We start from the raw sequence: 24065 nt of genomic DNA, 5'->3' as shown, positions 1-24065 counted from the left end.
TAGATGGTTGCCCTCAAATCCTTCCGTCATTCCGGGCCGTCCTTCGCCGATCTCGTGCCCTATGCCGGTCTCGTCGATAACGGTGTCATCCTGCTGAAAGACGGCTCCCTGATGGCCGGCTGGTATTTCGCGGGGCCGGATAGCGAGAGCTCGACCGACGCCGAGCGCAACGAGGTGTCGCGACAGATCAACGCCATCCTATCGCGGCTCGGTTCCGGCTGGATGATCCAGGTCGAAGCAGTGCGCGTGCCGACTGGTGACTATCCAAGCGATGCAGAGTCTCATTTTCCAGATCCGGTCACGCGCGCCATCGACGATGAGCGGCGGGCGCATTTCCAGAAGGAGAGGGGGCATTTCGAAAGCCGCCATGCTTTGATCCTGACGTGGCGGCCGCCGGAGCCGCGCCGCTCAGGCCTGGCGCGGTATGTCTATTCGGATGCGGCGAGCCGTTCTGCGACCTATGCCGACACGATGTTGCAAAGCTTCCTGACCTCGATCCGTGAAATCGAGCAATATCTTGCCAATGTCCTGTCGATCCGTCGGATGATGACGCGAGAGACTTCAGAGCGCGGTGGGTTCCGTGTCGCCCGATACGACGAACTCTTCCAGTTCATCCGTTTCTGCATCACCGGTGAGAACCATCCGGTGCGCCTGCCGGACATCCCCATGTATCTCGACTGGCTGGTGACGGCCGAGCTGCAGCATGGCCTCACACCCCTGGTGGAAAACCGCTTTCTCGGTGTCGTGGCGATCGACGGCCTACCGGCCGAAAGCTGGCCTGGAATCCTCAACACGCTGGACCTGATGCCGCTCACGTATCGCTGGTCGTCCCGCTTTGTCTTTCTCGACGCGGAGGAAGCAAGGGCGCGGCTTGAGCGTACCCGCAAGAAATGGCAGCAGAAGGTGCGGCCGTTTTTCGACCAGTTGTTCCAGACGCAATCACGCTCGGTCGATCAGGACGCCATGCTGATGGTGGCGGAGACAGAGGACGCGATCGCTGAAGCCTCGTCGCAGCTCGTCTCCTACGGTTATTACACGCCGGTCATCGTCATCTTTGAGGAAGATGCGATCCGGCTCCAGGAAAAGTGCGAGGCGATCCGTCGCCTGATCCAGGCCGAGGGCTTTGGCGCACGGATCGAGACCTTGAACGCCACGGATGCCTTTCTCGGCAGCCTGCCAGGCGTTTCCTACGCCAATATCCGAGAGCCGCTGGTCAACACTCGCAATCTCGCCGATCTTATCCCGCTCAATTCCGTCTGGTCGGGCAGTCCGACAGCACCTTGCCCATTCTATCCACCGGCCTCACCACCGCTGATGCAGGTGGCATCCGGTTCGACGCCATTCCGGCTCAACCTGCATGTCGACGACGTCGGCCATACCCTGATTTTCGGCCCAACCGGATCGGGCAAGTCGACGCTGCTGGCGCTGATTGCCGCGCAGTTTCGACGTTATGCCGATGCTCAGGTGTTCGCCTTCGACAAGGGCGGCTCGATGCTTCCCCTAACATTGGGCCTCAGTGGCGATCACTACCAGATCGGCGGCGATATCGGCCCATCGGCTGGTGGTGTAGTGAAGGCGCTTGCCTTTTGCCCGCTCGCCGAACTGTCGACCGACGGCGACCGGGCCTGGGCCTCCGAGTGGATCGAGATGCTGGTGGCCCTGCAGGGTGTGACCATCACCCCGGACTATCGCAACGCCATCTCCCGGCAATTGTCGCTGATGGCGGAATCCCGTGGCCGATCGCTGTCAGACTTCGTTTCCGGCGTGCAGATGCGCGAGATCAAGGACGCACTGCATCACTATACCGTCGACGGCCCGATGGGTCAGTTGCTCGACGCCGAAGAGGACGGTCTGGCGCTTGGCGCGTTCCAGTGCTTCGAGATCGAGGAACTGATGAACATGGGCGAGCGCAACCTCGTCCCCGTTCTCACCTACCTGTTTCGGCGCATCGAGAAACGCCTCACCGGCGCGCCCAGCCTGATCATTCTCGATGAGGCCTGGCTGATGCTCGGCCATCGGGTGTTCCGGGACAAGATCCGCGAATGGCTGAAGGTGCTGCGAAAGGCCCATTGCGCTGTGGTCCTCGCCACCCAGTCGATTTCGGATGCCGAACGATCGGGCATCATCGATGTGCTGAAGGAATCCTGCCCGACAAAAATCTGCCTTCCGAACGGGGCGGCGCGCGAGCCGGGCACGCGCGAGTTCTATGAGCGCATCGGCTTCAACGAACGGCAGATCGAAATCGTCGCAACCGCCATTCCCAAGCGTGAATATTACGTCGTCTCACCGGAGGGTCGTCGGCTGTTCAACATGGCGCTTGGTCCAGTGGCGCTTTCGTTCGTCGGTGCGACGGGCAAGGAAGATCTGAAGCAAATTCGCAGCCTGCATTCCAAACATGGGGCCGCATGGCCTTGTCCTTGGCTCCAGCAAAGGGGGATAGCCCATGCCGAAACACTTTTCCCGACCTCTTGAGACCTATCGTGCGGTGGTCATCGTGGTGACCGGCCTCGCAATCGCAACGCCAATCCAGGTCCAGGCTGGTAGCGTGACAGGTCAGGCGACCGAATGGACACAGCTTGCCAACAATGCAGAGCTGATCTCGCTTGTCGGCAAGTCGGCGGAGCAGGTCAACAACCAGATTACCCAAATCTCGCAGCTGGCCGAGCAGATTCAGAACCAGATCAACATCTACAACAATATGCTGCAAAACACGGCGCAATTGCCAAACCACGTCTGGGGTCAGGTCGAGAACGATCTGAAGAACCTTCAGAATATCGTGGCGCAAGGTCAGGGCGTCGCCTTCTCGATGGGCAATATCGACGATGTGCTCAAGCAGCGTTTCCAGAGTTTTTCCGAGATGAAAAGCAATCTGCCTGACGGAGCAAGCTTCTCCTCGACGTATCAAAGCTGGTCCGACACCAATCGCGATACGATCGGAGGGACCTTGAAGGCCGCAAATCTGACGGCGGACCAGTTCTCAAGTGAGGAAAGCACGATGTCGTCGCTGCGATCGATGTCGGAGACGGCTGACGGGCAGATGAAGGCGCTGCAGGTCGGACATCAGATCGCCGCCCAGCAGGTCGCGCAAATGCAAAAGCTGCGTGGCCTGGTTTCCCAGCAGATGACCATGATGGGCACCTGGTTCCAGTCGGAGCAGGCGCAAAAGGATCTTGCCCAGGCGCGCCGTGAACAGTTCTTCGGCGGAAGCGAGCACGACATCCGCGGTGGGCAGACGATGGAGCCCCGCTGGTGAGCCCGCGTTTGATCGTCATCCTGACCTTGGCCGCAATCCTGACAGGGGCCGGTGTGGTCTTTTGGAGCAACTTTCAGCCGAAGCCGACCCCTATGTCGGGATCGAGTTCCGGCGCGGCGGCCAAACAGTCCGCCTCCGAAGCAGAGCAGCAACAGCACCGGGAAAGGTTCTTCGGTGGCGACACCGAGCGCGACATTCGCAGTGGTCAGGAGATGAAGCCGAGATGGTGATTGTTCGACCTTACCGGCTCCTCGAACTCGCCTTCACCGCGATGGGACTTTTCCTGATCGCGAGCGCACCGGCTCTGGCGCAGCAAGGACAGGTGCTGACCACACTGGAGAACTCCGTCGTTGCCGCAGCCAAAGGCTGGGAGACGACGGTTATGAATGCGGCGAGGTCGTTGTTCTGGATCCTTGCCGGAATCGAGGTCGGCATCGCCGCTGTATGGCTGGCGATCAACGCCGCCTCGCTCGACAGCTGGTTCGCGGAGCTCGTGAAACGCATCATGTTCATCGGGCTGTTTGCCTTCATCCTCACTGAGGGGCCGGCCGTTGCCAAGGCCGTTGTCGACAGCCTCTACCAGATAGGTGCCGGCGGCGGGTCGGCCTCGCCCGCCAACATTTTCGACGCCGGTATTCGTGTCGCGACCAAGATGTCGGAACAGGCGAAATTTGGCCTCTTCGAGGATAACTCCCTGGCGATCGCCGCCGTCTTCGCCATGGTCGTGGTCGTCGTCTGCTTCTCGCTCGTTGCCGCGATCTTTGTCTCGGTCATGGTTGAGATGTATGTCGGCCTGCTCGCGGGCATGATCATGCTCGGACTGGGTGGCACGTCCTATACCAAGGACTTTGCCATCAAATATCTGGTCTACGCTTTCTCGGTCGGCATGAAGCTGATGGCGCTGGTGATGATTGCCAAGATCGGCTCCGACATCCTGCTCGGTCTCGCCGAGGCACCGACGGCCACATCAGAGCAGTTCATCACGACGCTCGCGATCGCCGGTATTTCGGTCGTGGTCTTCGTCATCGCCATGTATGTGCCGCCAATCCTGCAGGGTGTCGTGCAAGGTGCCTCCGTTTCCGGCGGCATGGAATCGCTCCGCCATGGTGGGCAGGCCGCATCCTTTGCGGCCGGCGCCGGCTTTCTGGCGACGTCAGCAGCCAGCAGAGGATTTCAGACAGCAGGCGCGGCAAGCGCAGGGGGAGCATCCCTTGGCACTGCCGCGATGCGCGGCATGGAGGCAGGCATTGGTGGCGCGGCAGGTGCCGTCGGATCGGCCGCGAAGGACAAGGCGGTCGGGTCGCCCGGCGCCTATGCCGGATCTCTGCTCGGGCTTGCCAATGCCAAACTCGACCAGCATGCCAACCGACCTGGATCGCCGCCTCCACCACCACCGATCAACGAGACCAAATGACTGGAGGCCGATCCGCCATGGCCGGACACAATCCGCTTGATAATCCCGATCTTGCCAATCCCTATATCGCCGCGCGCAACGAATGGAACGAGCGCTATGGCTCCTATGTCAGGTCCGCCGCTGCCTGGCGCATCGTCGGCATAGCCGGCATGACCATGGCTGTGATCGGCTTTGGCTATGCGCTGTACCAGAGCACGCAGGTCAAGCTCGTTCCCTATATCGTCGAGGTCGACAAGCTCGGCACGGCCGTCAGTGCGGGGTTCCCACAGCAGATCGAGTATGCCGATCCGCGTGTGGTGCGCGCCACCCTCGGCAGCTTCGTCTCGAATTTTCGCAGTGTGACGCCGGATGCGGTCGTGCAGAAGCAATATATCGACCGGACCTATGGTCTGCTGAGGACTTCGGATCCCGCAACCGAGAAGGTCAATGCCTGGTTTCGCTCCAACTCACCGTTCGAGAAAGCGAAGAATTCGACTGTCGCCATCGAGGTGAACAACATCGTCGCGTTGTCGAACCAGAGCTATCAGATGGACTGGACGGAATTCGAGCGCGACCGGCGCGGCAAGGAAACGGCCGTCCGCCGTTTCCGCGGCATCGCAACCGTGACCCTGACGCCGCCGCAGGACGAGGGCGTCATTCGCTTGAACCCCATCGGTCTCTATCTCCGCGACTTCGACTGGACAGCACAGCTTTGAAAGGCATGGCCCCGAACATGATCATCCCGCGCAAAAGAACACGGGCCACCCTGACGGGCGCTCTCGCCTCGGCAATGTTGGCGTCTACAGTAGTCGCTCCTCTGCATGCATATGCTGCCGACGGCGTCACAGCCAACGAAGCAAAGGGGATGGGGATTTCGACCCAATGGCGTGGATCGCGGGGTATCGTCACCAAGGGTCCTGACGGCAAGGTGATCTTCCTTTACGGCGAGGTCCAGCCCTCCGTCGTCTGCTCGCCTCTGCAGGTCTGCGATATCGAGCTTCAGGGCGGGGAGGTGGTCCGCGACGTTCTGGTCGGCGACAACGTGCGCTGGAAGGTAGAGCCGGCGACTTCGGGTGCTGCCGGCGGTCAAGCCATCCACCTGATCGTCAAACCGTCGGAGCCTGGTCTTGTGACCTCGATGGTGGTGACAACGTCACGTCGCACCTATCACATCCAGCTCAAGTCCCACTCGACGCAGTATATGGCGCGTGTCGGCTTCGAATATCCGGAGGATGTTTCGACAAAGCTCGCTGACATCAACGCGCGTTTGGAAGCAAGCACCATCCCGGGCGCCGGTGTCCCAGCCGAGCAGCTGAACTTCTCCTATTCGGTCTCGGGCAACGCCGGCTGGCGGCCGACACGGGTCTATTCCGACGGGCTCAAGACCTACATCCAGTTTCCACGCTCGATTTCCGGCCAGGATGCGCCGGTTTTGTTCGTCACGTCAGGCGGGCAGAACCGGATCGTCAACTACCGGATGAAGGGCGACATGATGGTCGTCGATTACCAGGTCGATCGCGCGGTGCTCGTGTCGGGGGTCGGTTGGAAACAGGAAAAGATCACCATCAAGCGGGGAGGGCGGTAATGAACATCCCTTTCTCACATTCGCGCGCCTTGCAACCCCTCCGCAACTTCGCTGCAGCCTGCACCCTCACCATCCTTCTTTCCGGATGCCAGTCGATAGGAACTGACAATGTCGTGGCTAGCAGCGCGCCGCCAGAAATCTCCGGTCCCGCCGCCAGCGCCATCGCCGGCGATATGGTGAGCCGCCTTTCCGAACAGATCGGACCGGGAAAAGCGACCGTTGCGCTCAAGACTGATACCTCGCCCTTCGGACAGGCGATGGAAGCGGCGCTGAAGGGATGGGGCTATGCCGTCGTCACCGACCAGAAGACCGATAGCGGTACGACGGTCATCCCGCTGGCCTATGTGATCTTGGCCGCAGATGGTCAAGTGCTGGCCCGTCTCTCGACAAACAGCGTCGAGCTCGGCCGTGCATACACGGTCACAGCCAACGGCGCGACGCCAGCAAGCGCCTTGTCGCTCATGCGGCGCGGGTGAGAGAGGATCATATGGTGCAATCTCTCAATCTCGGCGGCGCCCCAAACAGCCAAGCCCCATCCACTATCCGGCGGATCAATCGTCTGCCGATCGTCGTCATCACCGTCCTGGCGGTCGCGTTCCTTGGCGTGATCTTCTACGGGCTCGCCTCTCGCGGGCTCTATTTCGGTAGGGACAGTGGCCCGGAGACAAGTTCGGGCAGCCCTGCCTCTACTTATGCCGACCAGATCAAACGCGGCGTCACCGATGGCATTATCGGAGAGCCGCAGCAGCAGACTACCTTTCAACCGACGCCGGCCGAATCAAAACGGGTCGAAGGGAAGACCGACAATCCCTTCGCGTCGCAGCCGGAAGGGCGAGAGAAGCAGCAGCGCGGTCAGGAGCTTGAGCCGGAAGAGGTCTGGCGTGCCCGCCTTCAGCGTGAACACCAGGAGCAATATGTGCGGGAGCAGCAGCGCCAGCGAATGGCGCGCCTACAGGCGAACAATGCCGCATACGACGCGCCGCTCGCCATTGATCGCAACAAGCTGGAAACGCGTGCGGAAGCAAGAGACGCGACTACGGACACGACCGCAGTTGCCACAACGCCATCCGCAACGGCGGGGCAGTCGTCGGATCTCTATGCGGCCGCGTTGCGCGCTGGCTTGGGTGGTCAAAATGTCGATCCCAATGGGCAGAGCTCAAAAGAGGACTTCTTTAACGCCGATCTCAAGGATCTCGGCTACTTGTCGAACCGTGTGGTGCCTCAGCAATCGCCATTTGAATTGAAACGCGGGTCCGTGATCCCGGCAACACTGATCACGGGCATCAATTCCGATCTCCCGGGCAGGATTACGGCCCAGGTCAGCCAGAACGTATATGACAGCGCCACCGGGCATCGTCTGCTGATCCCGCAGGGCACAAAGTTGTTCGGCCGTTACGATAGCAAAGTTTCATTCGGACAGAAACGTGTGCTCGTTGTCTGGACCGACATCATCTTCCCGAATGGTTCGACGTTGCAGATCGGCGGCATGTCGGGAACCGATGCGCAAGGGTATGGTGGTTTCAACGACAAGGTGAACAACCATTATTTCAAAACCTTTGGATCAGCAGTGCTGATCGCCCTGATCGGAACAGGGATCGACATGGCCGTTCCGGAAAGTTCGACGCTCGCGACCCAGGACACGGCCTCGGATGCGACGCGGCGGAATTTTGCCGAGACGTTCGGTAGGGTCGCCGATCAGACGATACAGCGCAACATGAACGTCCAGCTGACTTTGGAAATACGCCCTGGCTACAAGTTCAATGTCCTTGTCGATCAGGATATCGTGTTCCCGGGAGCATGGAGATGAGATCAGTCCGCCAGATGTTCAATTGCGACAGACGCCACGTGGAAGCATAAGCTGGTCTAGCCGGCTACACGTAGACCACCCCAGCCGATTGGATCTGGCTGGCCTTAACCGTTTGCCGATTCCAATTGCAGTTCGAGCCAGTATGCGGCGGTCTCTCCAGGCTCCAACATCCCGTACCCCTGTCCTGCCTCGCCTTGGAGGCCGCTCCGCTTCATTGGCTCGAACGCCAAGGCATAGACACCTGACTGAAACGCTCGCCACATGCCGAAATCAGGCATTGCCTTGAGTGGAAACGAAATCATCGCCCGTAACCCTCCAGCCAGTTTGTCGTTCCGGACCTCGATAGTCGCGCTGGAGCCTTTGGAAATAACCGGGATTTCCTGGAAGTAGTCCACAAAGTCATCCCGGGGAGACTTGTCTTCGCCATTGAAAGTCGAGACGAATGCCTCATCAATGTCGCCACCGATCTGCGTCGCGTGATCAAGGAAAGGATAGCCGAAATTAATGTGATAAAGGATCGCATGCGGGCTGGGTCGAAAGCCAAGGTTTTCGACCGTATCATCGACGCGGATCGTGCCACTGAAGATTTCCAGGCTTATCCGGCGTCGAAGCACCAAATTTTCGCCGAATATCGAACTCTGTTTGACGGTGCCTTCGGCCCAAATGACCGGCGTGTCGGATTTCCAATCCACCCCGTAGCCAGAGATCATCGCGCGCTGGCTGGAAATCCTGCCATGCAGTGGGTGGAAGACCTCTTTCCTGTGCTTATGAATGAAATGCGATGCGTCACTTCGACGAGCGCCACCGATGTGATCAAGCCCACACGTCACCAGGAAGCCATCGAGGTTTCGATAGAATCCGACACCATCTTCCGCATCGACAGAGTTCATCGGCCAGGGTAATCCGTTGGCACTGTTCCATCCAACATTGATCCCACGCCAGGTGGCGCTGGAAATATCGAACCCGCGATCGGGCGCGATTTCCAGGCCAATGCCCGATGCATTTCGCAAGACAAGCAATCTCTGTCCCCGGCCGGGACCGTCTTCAACCTGCAGGAGCCTGATGTCGGCAATACCCCTGCCGTCGACGGTCCGTTGGCGCAATTCGGTGGCAGAAAGCTCCCGTGCCGTGCGTTGCTTTAGGGCTTTCATACGGTCATCCTGCTCTCACAGTCTTCAAGCGGCTGCGGACACAGTCTTTAGCAGCGGCTGCATTCTCGCCAAGAAGGGGTCACTCCCGCACGCGAATCGCAGTTTTTCGTGCAAAGCAGTGCGATCCCAATCGATGGTATGAGATACCCCGAGGCTCGCAAGAATAGGCAAGCCCGCCATTACGTCCCATGTGGAGTCACCAAGTGCGATGTAACCGTCTGTCTCTCCCATAGCGATTTCCACGAGGGAGAGCGCAGACGATCCGCAACAACGGAAGTTGATCCGAAGTTCGTCGGATATAAAGCGGAAGACTTCAAGCCGATCCTGGGTCGGTATTGACGGGTGAAAGCCAACCCCGGTCGATGCACGAGCGAGGTCGAATGAAGGAAGCGCTGACATCGGCTTGCCGTTAATCCTCGCCTTGATATCGGTTCCGCCGGCTAGCAACAGGTCGCGGGCGGGCGCGAAAATTATGCCAAAGACCGGCTTGCGATTATCGAAAAGACCTATGGAAATCGCCCAATTCACACTTCCGCGCACGAAATTAAACGTGCCGTCGATCGGGTCGATGACCCAGATCCTTCCTGATGTCCCCGTGACATCTCCGCCCTCTTCTCCAAAAACACCGTCGTCGGGAAATGCCGTTCGCAAGCTGGCGATTAGAAATTTCTCGACTTCCCTATCTGCGTCAGTCACCAGATCGAGATGTCCCTTTCGTTCAACAGGCAATGTGGCCAGCGCTTGGAAGTGAGCAAGGGCAATTTGTCCGGCTTTGCGGGCTATTGTTTCCACGGTGGCTTGCGTGGCGTGATCAAGCGCCCCTGTTTCAACTGAAGTACCGGACATGCGTTTTTATTCCTAACATCATTCAAAGGACCTCAAAGAGATCAAAGGCTGCGCGGTGAGGCCCATTCTCCAGGGGACTGGGGTTTATCTTCTCACCCAGCGAACTTCAGCCGTGCCGGTTCCAACCCGCAGGTTTCAACGAAATTGACCATCCAGGCGACGTCATCGCATACAAGCATATCGATCAGGCCGGCGCGCATGTGTGATTGCAGCAGTTCAAGATAATCCAGGCCATACGATCGTCTGAGAGCGAAGTGTTGCGGAGGTGGAACGTAGTGGCTGACAGATACTCTCTCGGCGTGGAGGCTTTCGGCAATATCAGGGGCGAATTGCGGATAATCTGTATTCATGACATCCATCGACGCCGAGCGGGCGGCGAGGGCTGGCTCGACCAGACGATGGTAATTGATCCCCATCGTTCGTATGCCCGGAGAGAGACGTTTGATATCTCGCAGGACGACGTAATCAAACGAACTGATGAGAACCCGTTCCAGCATTCCGGCTTCCTCAATAAGTCCGACCACCTGTTCAAGGTAAGCTGTCCCTTCGAACTTATCCTTGATCTCAACGATCAGAGCGAGTCCGAGGTCGCGGCAGTACGAAAGAACGTCCTCGAATGGTTCGATCGGCTGCCCCTCAATGTTCACCGAGTTTCGGTTCTTCGTTTTAAACCGGGCAACTTCGGAAAATTCCATCTGGGAAATGAGACCGGTGCCGGTCGAAGCATTGTCAAGAATATCGTCGTGGAAGACGACCAACCGCCGGTCGCGGGTGATCCTCAGATCAATTTCACAAAGCGCGGCGCCAAGTTCGGCAGCACGTCGCAATGCAGGGCGTGTGTTCTCGTGACCTTCGATGGAATGGCCGCGATGACCACACACGAGCACGCGACCGGAGCGTGATGGAAGGAGGTCAAACATGAGAATCCTTTTTGTTATTGGAGCACCGGCTAACAGCGCCTTTAATGCGAATACCGTCGAGACGCCCTTCTGGACGGCGCGAAATCGAGTTGGGCTACGTGGCCAGCGATCGCCACGTAGCCGTCTCTCTGAGGAAGAGGGGCTATTTCAACCCGCTCCGGGCAAAGCTGGCGATGAATCGTTTTTGAAGGATCAGGAAGATGACGATCATTGGCAAAGCTGCAAGCACCCCAGCCGCCATGAGAACGTTCCAGTCTGTGGTATATTCCCCACGCAAGAGAGCGATGCCCGGTCCGAGCGTCATTTTCTCGATGGACCTGTTGACCACGATTGGCCACAGCAGTTCCTTCCACTCCGCCAGGGTCGTTAAGATGGCAAGAGAAATGATACCGCTGCGCGCCAATGGAACAACGATCGTCGCCAGGATACGTAGGTGGGACGCCCCGTCTATTCTTGCGGCCTCTATCAACTCCCGCGGAACGCCGCGAAAGAACTGATAGAGCAGGAAAACTCCAAAAACGTCGAATAGCGAGGGCAGGGCAAGAGCCACAAGCGTGTCGGTCAAACCCATCGAAGTAATAATCGAATAGCCGGGGATGATGAAGATGTCGCCCGGTACCATGAGCAGCGCGAGGATGACAACAAGGATGATTTTCGCACCGGGAACCTTGATGATCGCAAGCGCATAAGCTGCCATCGAGCAGATAACGACTGTGCCAATCACCCTGCCGATCGAGACGATTACCGTGTTCCATAGCAAAGTTGCGAATGGAAGACGGTTGAAAACTTCCCGAGCGCCATCGAGCGTGACGGGAGAGGGGATGACGTTTGGCGGAACCTGTAGCGTCTGGCTTGTCGTCATAAGAGCGGTCGAAACCATCCATGCGAACGGAACCAGGATAACAAGCCCGACAACAGCGGTCAGGACATAGGTCCACCAGCGGACCCTATATTGGATCATCATCTAGCCATCCTCCCCGTAGTGGACAAACCGACGCTGCAACCTCAGCAGAACGAACGAAACGCCGAGAATGAGGAGCAGCAAGAACAGCGAAACTGCTGCCGCGTAGCCTCGTTGACCCGCGTCGACAAACGCCAGGTAATAATAATAGTAGACGAGCGTCAGGCCGTAATTGGTCGAAACGGAGTGCTCGACTGGGGGCAGCAGCAGGTAGACCGTGTCGAACAGTTTCAGAATGCCGATCGTCGTCGTGAGGATTACGAAAAAGAGCGATGGCGTAAGCAGGGGCAATGTTATCGAGAAAAACCGGCGCACAGGCCCGGCCCCGTCCAGCATGGCTGCCTCATACACGTCGGATGGGATATCCTGCATCCCCGCATAGAGAATAATCGCCGGGACACTGAAGGACAGATAGACGACTATCATCGAAACAATGAAGGTCACGCCGCTCTCGCTTCCAAACCAGCTTACGGGTGAGGCGCCGACGGCATTTATCATTGCATTGATCAGCCCATACTGGGTCTGAAACATCCAGCCGAACACAAGTATGATGGCCGTTGGCAGACATACGGCCGGCAGGAAAACGACCGCGCGGAAAACCGATTCACCCCGGAAGCGATACTGCATGAGCAGGGCGCAGAGCAGCGCGAGTACGATAACACCTGGGACTGCAATGGCGGCGAATTTCACGGTGTTATAAAGCGCAACGACAAGCTGACTGTCGGACATAAGGCGCCTGTAGTTATCCAAGCCGACAAAACGGGGAGGCCCGAACGCCCCCGCCTTGGTGAACGAGAGCCAGACATTGTAGCCGAAGGCATAGAAACGGAAGACGATCAGCCCCGCGACCAGGGGGACCAGGAACAGATACCCTGCCCATGCTTGTCGCCACCGAAGACTGCCCAGCCGCAGTTTCCTGCGGCTGGGTTCAAGCTCAGTTTTGTTGGGCTGCATCGCTGATGCACCGGTCACCGCAGCGCCTCGTTGAGCGTCTCATCAATCTTCTTCGCGGTATCGGCCGCCGATACGGTTCCGGCGTAGTAGGGACCCATCACCGCGCTTGCAATCTTCGAGTTGGCAGTGATGATTTTAGGAAACTGCGTCGTGGTCCGGAGATAGCTTTTGTCGACGGTGACGGAGAGTGTTTGCTCCAGGCCACCGAGTTTTTCGTTCGCCTTTACGAAAGCGCCAAGCGCGGCCTTGGAGTTGTTTGCTGGGAGCCCGGCGCCGCCTTCAGCATGGAGTATTGCGCCCTGTTCCGACGTAAGGAACTTGATGAGTTCCCACGACGCGTCCTTATGTTTGGTGTTGGCGTTCATCACGTAAACAAGACCGTTCGTGTCGGTTGTCCACGACCCGTTGACCGAGGGCATACGGACGACTTGTAAGGTCCCGCTCGGAAGATCCGCCTTGGAGAGGACACTCAAATTCCAGGACGGGATTTCGCCCATCGCCAGCTTGCCCGAGATCAACGAGGTTACGGGATTGAAGTCTGACGAGTCGCTGACCTTCAGAATGAGTCCTTCGTCCTGTAAGGACTTGACCATCTCAAGCGCCTTGATACCGGGGGCCGATGACATGGAGCCCTTATTGTTGTCGATCACTTTGCCGCCCAAGGCATGAACCAGGCTCGACACACCATTGTTGAATGAGAAATTGTAGTACAATGGAACGTCGTTCGCGGGCTGCTTTGCCTTTATCTCCTTGGCAATCCGGACCATGTCGTCCCATGTCCAGTCCGGCTTCGGAGTTTCCACGCCATGTTTGTTGAAGGTCGCAGCGTTGTAAACGAACGTCCAGGCGTCCATGTCCTTGGGGATGCCGTACTGTTCGCCGCCGATGTTATAGAGGTCGACGATTTTCTTGTTGTAGCCATCAAGAGAGAGTTTTTCCTTCTTGATGTAGCTCGTCAGCGGCTCCAGTGCGCCACCGTCAATATAGTAGGATGCCTTCGAGCTCTGCCACATGACATCGGGACCTTCGCCGGCGCCAAGCGAAGCATCGAGCTTGGTGTAATACTGGTCTGGTGGAACCTGAATGAGGGAGACCTTGATATTGGGGTTCGCGACCTGGAAGGCATCGACAGCCTTTTGGACGCCCGCCTTTTGTGCGGGATCCCAGATCATCAGGCTCAGATTTACATCACTGGCGCTCCATGCGCAGGTGGCTCCCGAAAGCGATGCCATCATAATCGCAGCCGCACCAAGCATTGCTTTTCTTCTGCTAATAGGACCCATGAGTTCTCTCCTCCTTGATTGATTGCTTGGCGCCCAAAGGCCGTTCAACTTGCGATGATGAATTTTTTCCGGAGCTTCTCAGACACCGTATCGATGATGGTGCGAGCGCCGCTGTCGGTGACGATAACGCCGACCTCTTCGAGCTTGGCAGTGGCGGAAAAGCTGGATTTCGTGAACTTCGAATGGTCCGCCACGACGATCGTCCTACTCGAAACCTCGATCATTGCCTTTTGTATGCTTGCGTTCGCTGGCGATCCGGTAAAAATCAGCCCTCTGGCAAGGTCGATGGACGCGGCATTGAGGATAAGCTTGTCGACGCTGAATTGGCGGATGAAATGCTCGGCGAGGGGACCTCGAAAAGATCGATTGATTTCGGCAAACTCACCTCCCACGGCGTGGAAGTTCGATATGTCGTTGCGGATCAGCTCGGCAATTATGTCTGCGCCATTGGTCATAAATGTCAGGCCCTTGCGGCCTATCAGAAATTTCGCAACCTCCAGCGCGGTCGTACCGGCATCAAGAAAGACGACGTCACCATCTGCGACCATGTCCGCCGCTGCTTTTGCAATAGCCGTTTTCTCAGCCTTATGAGAGATGGCTCTCGCAGCGTTGCCCGGATCCTGCGAGACTTGAGATATGCTGACTGCTCCGCCATGAGTACGACGAAGAAGCCCGGCCTCCTCAAGATCGAGGACATCACGTCGAGCTGTTGAAACGGATATGTGGAAGCGCTTGGTCAGCGTCGTGATATCGACGAACAGTTCCTCGCGGAGCATCTCAACGATCTTTCTTTGGCGATCCTCGGTAGTGTTGAGCATGAACTATCCTTAGCAATGACGTATTTCGTTCATAGCGAACATATTACGCCTTCGTAAAGCTTCCCAACCATGAAGTTTTTATGACGACTTTATGGGCATATGCTAAGCTTTTGTCCTGCGTGACAGGCTTTCTGCAAATTCTTCGCGCTCCACCTTGTTTATGAACAAAAACGGTCATACGTTGAATGTAGATGCCTAGGGGCGCTAATCCGGAGGCGCTCACGATGCCCTTTGCTGTCACTTTTTTCGGCACGGACAGAAAGACCGGAGCGCCTTGGTGTGCAACGAACTGGAATTTGAACGCGCAAAAACACGTCGCTGTCTCCAACGGGGATGGGACGTCGGAACTCAAATCGCCCGGGGTTATAAATTGGGGCGAGCAACCTGGGAGGATTGGTCATGGCCGGAGTCGCAATCAATAATGTCAAGAAAACCTACGGCGCGCTTGCCGTGCTCCACGGCGTTTCCGTCGATATAGAGGATGGCGAGTTTGTCATTCTTGTCGGCCCGTCTGGGTGCGGAAAGTCGACGCTTCTTCGGATGATAGCTGGCCTTGAAGATATTTCCGGTGGCGAAGTCTTAATAGGCGATCGCATCGTCAACGAGGTGCCGCCAAAAGAACGAGACATCGCAATGGTCTTCCAGAACTATGCCCTGTACCCCCACATGACGGTGTCGCAAAACATGGCGTACTCTCTCAAGCTGAAGAAAGTCCCCGCCAAAGACATTGCCAGTCGTGTCGAGAATGCAGCCAGTATTTTGGGGCTTGGGAAATACCTAAGTCGTTATCCCCGAGAATTGTCCGGTGGACAGCGTCAACGCGTGGCGATGGGCCGAGCGATCGTCCGCGATCCCCAAGTTTTCCTGTTCGATGAACCGCTGTCAAACCTTGACGCCAAGCTGCGCGTTGCCATGCGGGCGGAGATCAAAGAGCTTCATCAGCGTCTCAAAACGACGACCGTGTACGTCACGCATGATCAGGTCGAAGCCATGACCATGGCGGATAAAATCGTGGTGATGAATGACGGCATCGTCGAGCAGATTGGTCCACCTCTGGAACTTTACGACCATCCCATCAATCTGTTCGTTGCGAGCTTTATAGGTTCGCCATCCATGAATTTCATCCGTGGGAAAGTTCATAGGAGCACTTTTTCGAGCGAATCTGGATTGCAGCTGCAACTGCCAGAAGGCCTGCCAGCGTACTTTGATGGCCGGCTCGTAACATATGGCGTCCGTCCAGAACACTTTCGGCTGACGATCAAGGATGCGGTCGGCAGCGTTCCAGTCGAGGTTGTCGTCGTAGAGCCCATGGGATCCGAGACACAGGTGGTTGTTCGCGGTCCAGGTCTAAAAGGCAATGTGACGGGTGAAGATTCTGACGATCTGGTCTGCGTCTTCCGGGAAAGGATTGCAGCCCGGCCGGGTGAAACAATCTACGTCGCGCCCGATGCAGACAAGATTCATTTGTTTGATGCCGGCAACGGTAAGCGCATCGAACTGAAAGGACATTAGTCACCCGAGAACACCGGAATAATGGCTGAGCAAGCCGTTGTCTGTCGGTTGGTGCAGTAGAGCCAGCATCCTCCTCCCGGGGACGGCCGCCGCCTGCCTTTAGGCGGACCTGTGTAAAGCAGGCGGCGGCTCGTCTGGGAGCAACCGCTGTTGTCTGCGTGGTCAGCGACCGTCGCTGTCCTGCTATACCCAGCGAAAAGGAGGCCAAGACTTGGAAACCACGATCGTAATGATCAACCTGCTCGGCGCGGTCGCCCTGCTGCTATTCGGGTTGGCGCAGGTCAAGGACGGCGTGTCGCGCGCCTTCGGGGCGAAGCTCAGAACAGGGCTGGCATCCGGGACGCGCGGCAGTGTGCGATCCTTCCTTTCAGGTTTTGTTGCAACCGTGGCGCTGCAGAGCTCGACGGCGACGGCGCTGATGGCTGCCTCGTTCGTCGAGCGTGAACTGGTCAAGCCGCGGATGGCGCAGATCGTACTACTCGGCGCCAACGTCGGCACGGCCGTCACCGCCTGGATCGTCGCCACCGGCATCGAGTGGCTCTCACCGCTCGTGATCCTTGCCGGCATCGTGCTGTACCGCAGCGGCTCGACCAATCGTCAGGGCGGTGGTACGGCGCTGATCGGCATAGGCCTGATGTTGCTGTCTCTTCACCTGCTCGGGGCGGCAACCGAACCGATGCGACATTCGCCGGCACTCGCTGCCTTTATCGGTCTGCTCGACAATGCGTGGTTGGTAGCGCTCATCTTGTCGGCTGGTATCGCCTTCGTTTCGTCGTCCAGCCTCGCCGCAGTGGTGCTCATCCTGTCGCTGGCGTCGACCGGTATACTTTCGGCCGGGCTAATCATCGTATTGGTCCTTGGCGCCAATCTCGGCGGCGCCGTTCCGCCCGTTATCGCGACGCTTTCCGGTCCAGTCTCAGCCAGACGCGTGACGCTCGCCAACCTCATCGTGAGGGCCGCCGGCTGTTTCATCGCATTACCACTTGCTGGCTACGGGGCACACCTGCTCGAAATGCTGCCTCTGGCGGCGGAAAAATTGCCAGTCGATGCGCATCTCGGGTTCAACCTCGCTCTGGCGGCGCTCGCATGGCCGTTCTCGCGGCTCTTGTCGCTACTGATGATCTACCTGGTGCCTGACGAACCCCAGTCCGAGAACGGTCCAAAATATCTGGACGCCCAGGAGCTATCGACGCCGGTGATTGCACTCGCCAGCGCCACGCGTGAGGTGCTCGGCATCGGCGATCTCATCGAGCGCATGTTGATACGCGCCTGCGAAGCCTTCGAGAAAAACGACATCTCGATTTCCAACGAGATCCCGTTGCTGGAAAAGCGTGTCGATAGCCTGCAGCAGGAGGTGAAGGTCTATCTCTCGAAGCTTGGCGGGGAGGGTCTTACTGAGGAGAACGGCCGCAGGTCAATCGTCATCATCGACTACGCGATCAACCTCGAGCATATCGGTGACATCATCGAAAAGGGTCTTTTGCCGCAGGTCATCAAGAAAGCCTCGCTCAACCTGAAGCTCTCGGCAGATGGGTATGAAGAGTTGAAGACGTTCTTCGAACTAACCATCGACAACCTGCGGATCGCCCAGACGATCTTCGTCACTCGCGACTTCAATCTCGCCAGGCAGTTGATGGAAATGAAGGTCGAAGTGCGGCGGATGGAAAAGCAATCGGCCGAGCGCCATCTTGAACGCCTGCGCGATGGCCGCGCTGACAGCCTGCAAACGAGCTCACTGCATCTCGACGTGCTGCGCGACCTGAAGCGCATCAACGCCCATGTAATATCTGTTGCCCACCCGATCATGGACGAAAGCGGTCTCCTGATCGAAAGCAGGCTGCGCGATGCCGGATGATAAAGTGCGCTCGTCTGCTCTTTCCAAACTCGCCCAGGTCACCGAGCAGATCCTGAAGGGGAACGTGGGCGAGCAATATGCCGCCATCTGCGTAAGGGAAAAATCGCAATCTGAAGGCGACATCGAAATCCTCCTGATCACCAGCCGCGATAGCGGTCGGTGGGTCATTCTCAAGGGTTGGCGAATGCCCAGGAAAAAACCGCATGAGGTCGCTGCCCAGGAAGCTTGGGAAGAGGCAGGTGTTACGGGCAAAGTTAGGAAGAAGCCGGTCGGCTATTATACCTACGTGAAGAAAGTCCGGGTAGGAGAGCATATGCCTTCGCTCGTCCAGGTGCACTTGCTTAGGGTCACCAAGCTCGACGACGATTATCCGGAAAGCGGCCAACGAAAATCGCGTTGGTTTTCTCCGGAAGAGGCGGCGGCGGCGGTCGATGAACCTGAACTCGCGACGCTGCTAAGACGCACCAGGCATTTCATCCGCAAAGTATGACAACGCAACCTAAACTCATGGAGCGCTTGTCTCCGGCATCAGTCCGGTTTGACCAGAATTAGCTGGTAGTGATAGCCATCTACGTAAGGCGACCACAACGCTTGCCTTAGTCGGCTGCTATCTGAGCGCCGACATCAGTTGACCGAGACTTTCGGAATACAACTATAAGCCCGACCAGCGTGTTCACCGCGCTCATCTGTGCGTATAGCGTAAGTGGCACATGGAAATGCGCATTATCTATCTCGCGGATGCAAAGTGGAGGTCCAAAACCTTGCTACGATTTTCTCAAGTTGAAGCTTTTCGAGCTGTTATGATTTCTGGTTCCACCACTTCTGCAGCCCAAATACTTCATACCTCCCAGCCAAATGTGAGCCGATCCATCGCACAGTTGGAAAAGGCCACCGGACTTCGCTTATTTGAGCGGACACCGGGCAAGCTCGTACCGACACACGACGGCGTGTCATTTTTTAAGGAGGTCCAGCGCAGCTTTGCTGGACTTCGGCACTTGGATGAGGCAGCCAAACGGATTCGTAGGTTCAGCGGAGGCTCTCTCACTATTGCAGCAATCCAGATACTGGCTCTCGGTCTTGTCCCACGAACAATCAAGCGCTTTGCTGAGCTGTACCCGGAAGCAAGTATCTCCATACATACCGGCCACTCCTCAGCCGTTACCCAATGGGTTGATGATCAGACTTGCGACATTGGAATCGTATCGCAACTGAGTGAAACGTCCGGATTGGAAACCGAGAAATTGTATGAAATCGACGCTGTCTGCGTGATGCCGAAAACTCATCATCTGGCAGACAAGGCATTTATTGGACCAGATGATCTCGTGGATGAGCCATTCATCTCGCTGCCACGAAACGAAAACGGCCACTCAGCTGTAGACGCGATTTTCGAAGAGGCCGGCATCAACCGTGTCATCAACCTCGAAACGCCTTACAGCTCAATAACATGCTCGCTTGTGGCGCAAGGTCTTGGGGTTGCGATCGTCAATCCTCTGGCAGCACTGGACTATAGACATACAGGGATTGTCACGAGACCATTTCTTCCCGCCATCAAACACTCTGGCTATTTAGTTTTCCCAAGGGGGCGGCCTGAAAATCGGCTGATCCAGACTTTCACAGAGACGCTCAGGGTGGTGTTGCTGCGCGAGCAGCAAGATCTAACCACTCCTGCTGAGGGCCAAGCCGAGACATAATGCATAAGGCGCGCGCCATGGCATCATTACAAGGCAGTGGAATGCCTCGTCGCATTTCCTATAGCTCATATCAAAAATGCATAGACCCCGTCCGCATATCTATTTGCCTAGCTCCATTTCGGCTCATACCGTAGGGGCCACAAGGCTAAGACTGCTACAGAACGGCGCCTTGCAGAAGACAAAACAATAAGGGGTCCTCTCATGAAAAAATTCTACAAGATGCTGGTACTGGGAACGGCAGTCTTTGCAACGCCCGCGTTCGCGGAAGACACTTTATACGTCGCGGGTTATTCGGGCGACTTTCAGACCATGTTCGAAAAGGAAATCTCCCCGCGGTTTGCGGCCGCACACAACGTAAAGATTGTTTACGTGGCAGGTAACTCCAGCGAGACCATCGCAAAACTGCAGGCGCAAAAGGCCAATCAAGAGATCAACGTGGCTTTGGTCGATGATGGCCCGATGCACCAGGCGGTTCAGTTTGGGCTGTGCGACGACGTGGCCGATGCACCGGTCTACAACGATATCTACGATATCGCTAAGGTTTCAACATTCCAAGGGAAGGCGGTGGGCTTGGGCCTGGTGGCGACGGGCATCACCTACAACAAGCGGAGCTTTGAGAAGAACGGCTGGGCTGTTCCCAATTCGTGGAACGACCTAACCGATCCGAAGTTTTTGCAACGAACAGCGTCTAACCCGATTTCGGGCACCTATGGTCTCAATACGCTGGTCATGTTCGCGCGGCTAAACGGCGGAAGCGAAAAAAACATTGAGCCGGGCTTCGACGCTGTACGACAGAAGCTTGCACCGAACATTCTGAGTTGGTCTTCTTCCAATGCGCAGCTGGCTCAAATGTTTCAGAACGGCGATATAGACATTGCCGTTTGGGGCAGTTCCCGCGCCGTCGCCCTCAACAAGACCGGCTTTCCTGTAGAGTTTGTTTATCCGAAGGAAGGTGCGCCCGCAATCGTCGCATCTGCATGCGCTGTAGCCGGCAACAAGCTGCCGGAGAAGGCCCAGGCGATGCTCCAATATCTGGCCTCTCCTGAGGTTCAGGCTAAGCTCGCCACTCAGGGCTTTGGTCCGACAAACCGAAATGCCAAGGTCGATGGCTCATTGGCCGCAGAAGTACCCTACGGGGACGAGATGCTCTCAAAGCTGGTCAACGTTGATTGGGAAACCATCAACAAGAACCGCGCGGATTGGACCAAACAGTGGACCCGCACAGTCGAAAAATAATAGCGGCCCGCGCTTCGATCAGACGGACTTCAACAGCGTGAGCCTTTCCTTATGAGCAAACTATCGATACGCGGGCTTTCAAAGACCTTTGCGGGCGGAGTACAGGCCGTCCGCAAACTGGATTTGGAAGTGGAAAGCGGAGAATTCATTTCCCTTCTCGGGTCGTCCGGTTGCGGAAAAACAACAACGTTGCAGATGGTTGCGGGCTTTGTAGCTCCAACCGCAGGCGCAGTCTTGCTAGAAGGCCAAGACATCACCAACGCCGTGCCGGAAAAGCGCGATATGGGTATCGTTTTTCAGAGCTATGCCCTGTTTCCCCATATGACAGTGGCACAGAATGTCGGCTTCGGTCTTGAAATGCGTAAAATTAAAGGCCGTGAACTCGGAGACCGCATTTCAGAAGCGCTCTCAATGGTGCGGCTCTCCGGGCTGGAAGGCCGGTATCCGGGAGAATTGTCCGGTGGTCAGCGCCAACGCGTTGCCATAGCCCGCGTGCTCGCAATCCGCCCACGCGTTCTTCTACTCGATGAACCAATGTCTAATCTCGACGCCAAACTGCGCGGCGAAATGCATGTCGAGCTTCGCGCGCTCCAGAGACGCCTTGGGATCACGACGATTCTGGTGACGCACGATCAGGTGGAAGCCATGACGATGAGCGACAGGATTGCCGTCATGGCGGAGGGTGGTATTGCCGAGCTCGGCAAGCCACAGGAGATATACGATCGACCGACCTCCGAATTCGCCTTCAAATTCTTAGGCCAGACGAACGTGATCGTAGGCGAGATAGCTTCCATTACCGACGGCACTGCGGTTGTTCGCGTCGGCTCTACGAGCGTGCACGTCAAAATTGCTGATGGGCAAATTGGTCGGGAGATCCGCCTGTTCATACGCCCGGAAAGGCTGCGCCTTTGTCCTTTGGAAGGGTGCAGAATCAAGGGCAAGATCCTCACGCGCCTGTTTCTGGGCGGTGTCTGGTTCTACGAGGTTGACAGCGATATCGGCAAACTTTCCATCACGGCTCTTCATACCGGGGCCGCGCAGCCGCCAGAAGGTGAAATTGTGGGGATGGCCTGGAACGAGGGGGATTTGCAGATGGTATCTTCGGGTGCGCACCATGGCTGAAACGACCTACAGACCGAATGGCGCCCAGTGGCTTTTATCGTTGCCAGCGCTTGTTCTATTCCTGGGACTTCTCGTGGTTCCGCTGACGCTCACGGCGATGCTCTCGTTCAACGTGTTTGACGCGATGCGCGGGCCACAACCCGAATACACGCTTAGCAACTATCTCGAAATTCTATCCGACACTTATTATTACGAATTGTTCGGGCGCACTGCCGTGATGTCGGCAGGCGTCACGGCCATATGCATACTCGTCGGAGTGCCCGAGACATTGATCCTGTCCAGAATGCGACCGGTCTGGCAGGGTGCGTTTTTCGTCGTCATCCTCGGCCCGCTTCTCATATCCGTCGTCGTCCGGACTTTGGGTTGGTCCATCCTGCTCGGACGCGAAGGGTTCATCAACAGCGCTTTGATCTCGCTCGGTCTCATAGACAAACCAGCTCAGTTGATGTTCTCCATGACCGGAGTCGTAATCGCATTGACGCATGTAATGTTGCCTTTCATGGTCATCGCCATCTGGAGCACGTTGCAGAAGCTTGACAGTCAGATCGCCTACGCGGCTCGCTCGCTCGGCGCCGGTCCGGTAACAACATTCCGCCGAGTACTTCTGCCGCAATTGATGCCCGGCATCCTTTCCGGTGCGATCATCGTGTTCACTTTGTCTGCTTCATCTTTCGCTACGCCAGCACTGATCGGCGGAAGGAAAACGAAAGTCGTGACCACCGCAATCTATGATGAATTTCTAAGTTCGCTCAACTGGCCGCTCGGCGCGGCTGTAGCAGTCTTGCTGCTGATCGGAATCGTCCTGGTTGTCGTCGGGAGCAATCGCTTGATCGAGCGTAAATTTAAGCAGGTGTTCGCATGAGTAGCCGGGGAATGGGGCAAAACGGGCCGGTAGCGCTGATCTTTCACACGCTGTTTACGGCCTTTATCATCGCCCCTCTCATTGTCATCGTTCTGGTGTCCTTTTCCGACAAAGGATTTATATCGATGCCCTTTGATGGCGCATCCCTTCGCTGGTATCGGGCAATGCTTGAAGCCCCCGAACTGATGAGCGCTTTCTGGCTGTCGGTTTGGCTGGGGCTGGGGTCGGCGACCTTGGCGTCGGTCGTCGCCGTTCCCGCCGCGATCGCGATCGCCCGGTATAGGTTCATCGGTCGCGACGGGCTGACTGCGCTGCTTCTGTCGCCGCTGATGATCCCTCACGTGGTTCTCGGCGTTGCCTTCCTGCGCTTCTTTTCGGTAATGGGCTGGACAGGATCGTTCATCGCGCTGCTGCTAGTGCATGCACTGATCGTGGTCCCGTACTCCCTGCGATTAACACTGGCTGCGGTGATCGGTCTGGATAGAGATTCGGAGTTAGCGGCGCGCTCGCTCGGTGCATCACGTTTCGTATCCTTCCGTCGAATTCTGCTTCCCTTGATTTTGCCGGGTGTCGTTGGTGGCTGGGTCTTAGCATTCATACAGAGCTTCGATGAGGTCACTATGACCATCTTCATCGCGACCCCAGGTACGACGACGCTGCCTGTGGCTCTCTATCATCGCGTATCCATGCTGACTGATCCGGTAACCACATCCGTATCGACGATTGTGATCGTTGGAACCATGGTTCTGATGTTCATTCTCGATCGCGTCGTCGGTCTCGACAAAGTCCTGATCGGAAAAAAGTAAGCCAGCCTCA

Annotated in this window: 23 protein-coding genes; 16 read left to right on the top strand and 7 right to left on the bottom strand. The window is 57.0% G+C overall.

Going from position 1 to position 24065, the window contains the following annotated elements; genetic code table 11:
- Positions 1 to 3: 3 nt before the first annotated feature.
- From HGO38_RS22020 to trbI, 8 genes are read left to right on the top strand one after another with little or no spacing between them, the layout of a single operon-like run.
- Positions 4 to 2472 carry a conjugal transfer protein TrbE gene (locus HGO38_RS22020; RefSeq protein WP_250958051.1) on the top strand — a complete coding sequence of 823 codons (2469 nt, stop codon included), beginning with the start codon at positions 4 to 6 and terminating at the stop codon, positions 2470 to 2472.
- Positions 2444 to 3253 (top strand): P-type conjugative transfer protein TrbJ, encoded by an 810-nt coding sequence (gene trbJ / locus HGO38_RS22015; RefSeq protein WP_250958050.1) that lies wholly within the window; start codon positions 2444 to 2446, stop codon positions 3251 to 3253. The genes HGO38_RS22020 and trbJ overlap by 29 nt, the downstream gene beginning before the upstream one ends.
- Before the next feature lie 8 nt (positions 3254 to 3261).
- A complete protein-coding gene (trbK, locus tag HGO38_RS22010) occupies positions 3262 to 3483 on the top strand; it encodes an entry exclusion protein TrbK (protein WP_284739513.1) in 222 nt (73 codons plus the stop codon).
- Positions 3477 to 4667 carry a P-type conjugative transfer protein TrbL gene (gene trbL, locus HGO38_RS22005; protein WP_250958048.1) on the top strand — a complete coding sequence of 397 codons (1191 nt, stop codon included), beginning with the start codon at positions 3477 to 3479 and terminating at the stop codon, positions 4665 to 4667. Before trbK ends, trbL begins: the two co-directional genes overlap by 7 nt.
- Before the next feature lie 17 nt (positions 4668 to 4684).
- The gene (locus HGO38_RS22000; RefSeq protein WP_250958047.1) at positions 4685 to 5362 is read left to right on the top strand and encodes a conjugal transfer protein TrbF; all 678 of its coding nucleotides are present in this window, start codon (positions 4685 to 4687) and stop codon (positions 5360 to 5362) included.
- 17 nt (positions 5363 to 5379) lie between these two features.
- Positions 5380 to 6231, top strand: a complete 852-nt coding sequence (trbG, locus tag HGO38_RS21995) for a P-type conjugative transfer protein TrbG (RefSeq protein ID WP_284739518.1) — start codon at positions 5380 to 5382, stop codon at positions 6229 to 6231.
- Positions 6231 to 6707 carry a conjugal transfer protein TrbH gene (gene trbH, locus HGO38_RS21990; protein WP_250958046.1) on the top strand — a complete coding sequence of 159 codons (477 nt, stop codon included), beginning with the start codon at positions 6231 to 6233 and terminating at the stop codon, positions 6705 to 6707. Before trbG ends, trbH begins: the two co-directional genes overlap by 1 nt.
- Positions 6708 to 6718: 11 nt before the next feature.
- Positions 6719 to 8038 (top strand): IncP-type conjugal transfer protein TrbI, encoded by a 1320-nt coding sequence (gene trbI, locus HGO38_RS21985; RefSeq protein WP_250958045.1) that lies wholly within the window; start codon positions 6719 to 6721, stop codon positions 8036 to 8038.
- 104 nt (positions 8039 to 8142) lie between these two features.
- On the opposite strand, the gene HGO38_RS21980 is transcribed toward trbI, so the two are convergent.
- The 7 genes from HGO38_RS21980 to HGO38_RS21950 all read right to left on the bottom strand — a co-directional run bounded on the left by HGO38_RS21980 (position 8143) and on the right by HGO38_RS21950 (position 14971).
- A complete protein-coding gene (locus tag HGO38_RS21980; protein WP_250958044.1) occupies positions 8143 to 9189 on the bottom strand; it encodes an aldose 1-epimerase family protein in 1047 nt (348 codons plus the stop codon).
- Positions 9190 to 9213: 24 nt separating this feature from the next.
- Entirely contained in the window at positions 9214 to 10035 is an 822-nt protein-coding gene (locus HGO38_RS21975) for an inositol monophosphatase family protein (protein ID WP_250958043.1), read from the bottom strand.
- A 92-nt stretch (positions 10036 to 10127) separates the two neighbouring features.
- Positions 10128 to 10955 carry a glycerophosphodiester phosphodiesterase gene (locus HGO38_RS21970; protein ID WP_250958042.1) on the bottom strand — a complete coding sequence of 276 codons (828 nt, stop codon included), beginning with the start codon at positions 10953 to 10955 and terminating at the stop codon, positions 10128 to 10130.
- A gap of 142 nt (positions 10956 to 11097) precedes the next feature.
- Complete coding sequence (locus tag HGO38_RS21965; protein ID WP_250958041.1) at positions 11098 to 11919, bottom strand: carbohydrate ABC transporter permease; 822 nt, start codon at positions 11917 to 11919, stop codon at positions 11098 to 11100.
- A complete protein-coding gene (locus tag HGO38_RS21960) occupies positions 11920 to 12888 on the bottom strand; it encodes a carbohydrate ABC transporter permease (protein WP_250958040.1) in 969 nt (322 codons plus the stop codon). It lies immediately after the preceding gene.
- Entirely contained in the window at positions 12885 to 14153 is a 1269-nt protein-coding gene (locus HGO38_RS21955; RefSeq protein WP_250958039.1) for an ABC transporter substrate-binding protein, read from the bottom strand. Before HGO38_RS21955 ends, HGO38_RS21960 begins: the two co-directional genes overlap by 4 nt.
- Positions 14154 to 14197: 44 nt before the next feature.
- On the bottom strand, positions 14198 to 14971 hold the full coding sequence (locus HGO38_RS21950; RefSeq protein ID WP_250958038.1) for a DeoR/GlpR family DNA-binding transcription regulator: 774 nt from the start codon (positions 14969 to 14971) through the stop codon (positions 14198 to 14200).
- A gap of 399 nt (positions 14972 to 15370) precedes the next feature.
- Between HGO38_RS21950 and HGO38_RS21945 the strand changes: the two genes are divergently transcribed.
- From HGO38_RS21945 to HGO38_RS21910, 8 genes are all read left to right on the top strand, one after another.
- Positions 15371 to 16483 carry an ABC transporter ATP-binding protein gene (locus tag HGO38_RS21945; protein ID WP_250958037.1) on the top strand — a complete coding sequence of 371 codons (1113 nt, stop codon included), beginning with the start codon at positions 15371 to 15373 and terminating at the stop codon, positions 16481 to 16483.
- Between the two features lie 211 nt (positions 16484 to 16694).
- On the top strand, positions 16695 to 18338 hold the full coding sequence (locus tag HGO38_RS21940; protein ID WP_250958036.1) for a Na/Pi cotransporter family protein: 1644 nt from the start codon (positions 16695 to 16697) through the stop codon (positions 18336 to 18338).
- Positions 18328 to 18828, top strand: coding sequence for an NUDIX hydrolase (locus tag HGO38_RS21935; protein ID WP_250958035.1), 501 nt, complete (start codon positions 18328 to 18330; stop codon positions 18826 to 18828). Before HGO38_RS21940 ends, HGO38_RS21935 begins: the two co-directional genes overlap by 11 nt.
- Before the next feature lie 220 nt (positions 18829 to 19048).
- The gene (locus HGO38_RS21930; RefSeq protein ID WP_250958034.1) at positions 19049 to 20029 is read left to right on the top strand and encodes a LysR substrate-binding domain-containing protein; all 981 of its coding nucleotides are present in this window, start codon (positions 19049 to 19051) and stop codon (positions 20027 to 20029) included.
- Between the two features lie 201 nt (positions 20030 to 20230).
- A complete protein-coding gene (locus HGO38_RS21925) occupies positions 20231 to 21265 on the top strand; it encodes an ABC transporter substrate-binding protein (RefSeq protein WP_250958033.1) in 1035 nt (344 codons plus the stop codon).
- Positions 21266 to 21316: 51 nt separating this feature from the next.
- Positions 21317 to 22387 carry an ABC transporter ATP-binding protein gene (locus HGO38_RS21920; RefSeq protein WP_250958032.1) on the top strand — a complete coding sequence of 357 codons (1071 nt, stop codon included), beginning with the start codon at positions 21317 to 21319 and terminating at the stop codon, positions 22385 to 22387.
- Positions 22380 to 23249: an ABC transporter permease gene (locus HGO38_RS21915; protein ID WP_250958031.1), complete on the top strand. Its 870-nt coding sequence runs from the start codon at positions 22380 to 22382 to the stop codon at positions 23247 to 23249. The genes HGO38_RS21920 and HGO38_RS21915 overlap by 8 nt, the downstream gene beginning before the upstream one ends.
- Before the next feature lie 11 nt (positions 23250 to 23260).
- A complete protein-coding gene (locus tag HGO38_RS21910; RefSeq protein ID WP_250958090.1) occupies positions 23261 to 24055 on the top strand; it encodes an ABC transporter permease in 795 nt (264 codons plus the stop codon).
- Positions 24056 to 24065: the final 10 nt, after the last annotated feature.

Origin of the sequence: Rhizobium sp. CG5, assembly GCF_023701945.1 — a bacterium.
Taxonomy (GTDB): Bacteria; Pseudomonadota; Alphaproteobacteria; order Rhizobiales; family Rhizobiaceae; genus Allorhizobium.
This window is presented reverse-complemented; position numbering and strand designations above follow the sequence as displayed.

Coding starts and splice junctions, on each gene's coding strand:
- HGO38_RS21980 (WP_250958044.1), bottom strand. CDS start 9,189: ATGAAAGCCCTAAAGCAACGCACGGCACGGGAGCTTTCTGCCACCGAA.
- trbL (WP_250958048.1), top strand. CDS start 3,477: ATGGTGATTGTTCGACCTTACCGGCTCCTCGAACTCGCCTTCACCGCG.
- trbH (WP_250958046.1), top strand. CDS start 6,231: ATGAACATCCCTTTCTCACATTCGCGCGCCTTGCAACCCCTCCGCAAC.
- HGO38_RS21970 (WP_250958042.1), bottom strand. CDS start 10,955: ATGTTTGACCTCCTTCCATCACGCTCCGGTCGCGTGCTCGTGTGTGGT.
- HGO38_RS21930 (WP_250958034.1), top strand. CDS start 19,049: ATGGAAATGCGCATTATCTATCTCGCGGATGCAAAGTGGAGGTCCAAA.
- HGO38_RS21955 (WP_250958039.1), bottom strand. CDS start 14,153: ATGGGTCCTATTAGCAGAAGAAAAGCAATGCTTGGTGCGGCTGCGATT.
- HGO38_RS21950 (WP_250958038.1), bottom strand. CDS start 14,971: ATGCTCAACACTACCGAGGATCGCCAAAGAAAGATCGTTGAGATGCTC.
- HGO38_RS21920 (WP_250958032.1), top strand. CDS start 21,317: ATGAGCAAACTATCGATACGCGGGCTTTCAAAGACCTTTGCGGGCGGA.
- HGO38_RS21910 (WP_250958090.1), top strand. CDS start 23,261: ATGGGGCAAAACGGGCCGGTAGCGCTGATCTTTCACACGCTGTTTACG.
- trbI (WP_250958045.1), top strand. CDS start 6,719: ATGGTGCAATCTCTCAATCTCGGCGGCGCCCCAAACAGCCAAGCCCCA.
- HGO38_RS22020 (WP_250958051.1), top strand. CDS start 4: ATGGTTGCCCTCAAATCCTTCCGTCATTCCGGGCCGTCCTTCGCCGAT.
- HGO38_RS21965 (WP_250958041.1), bottom strand. CDS start 11,919: ATGATGATCCAATATAGGGTCCGCTGGTGGACCTATGTCCTGACCGCT.
- HGO38_RS21925 (WP_250958033.1), top strand. CDS start 20,231: ATGAAAAAATTCTACAAGATGCTGGTACTGGGAACGGCAGTCTTTGCA.
- HGO38_RS21975 (WP_250958043.1), bottom strand. CDS start 10,035: ATGTCCGGTACTTCAGTTGAAACAGGGGCGCTTGATCACGCCACGCAA.
- HGO38_RS21915 (WP_250958031.1), top strand. CDS start 22,380: ATGGCTGAAACGACCTACAGACCGAATGGCGCCCAGTGGCTTTTATCG.
- trbG (WP_284739518.1), top strand. CDS start 5,380: ATGATCATCCCGCGCAAAAGAACACGGGCCACCCTGACGGGCGCTCTC.
- HGO38_RS22000 (WP_250958047.1), top strand. CDS start 4,685: ATGGCCGGACACAATCCGCTTGATAATCCCGATCTTGCCAATCCCTAT.
- HGO38_RS21945 (WP_250958037.1), top strand. CDS start 15,371: ATGGCCGGAGTCGCAATCAATAATGTCAAGAAAACCTACGGCGCGCTT.
- trbJ (WP_250958050.1), top strand. CDS start 2,444: ATGCCGAAACACTTTTCCCGACCTCTTGAGACCTATCGTGCGGTGGTC.
- HGO38_RS21935 (WP_250958035.1), top strand. CDS start 18,328: ATGCCGGATGATAAAGTGCGCTCGTCTGCTCTTTCCAAACTCGCCCAG.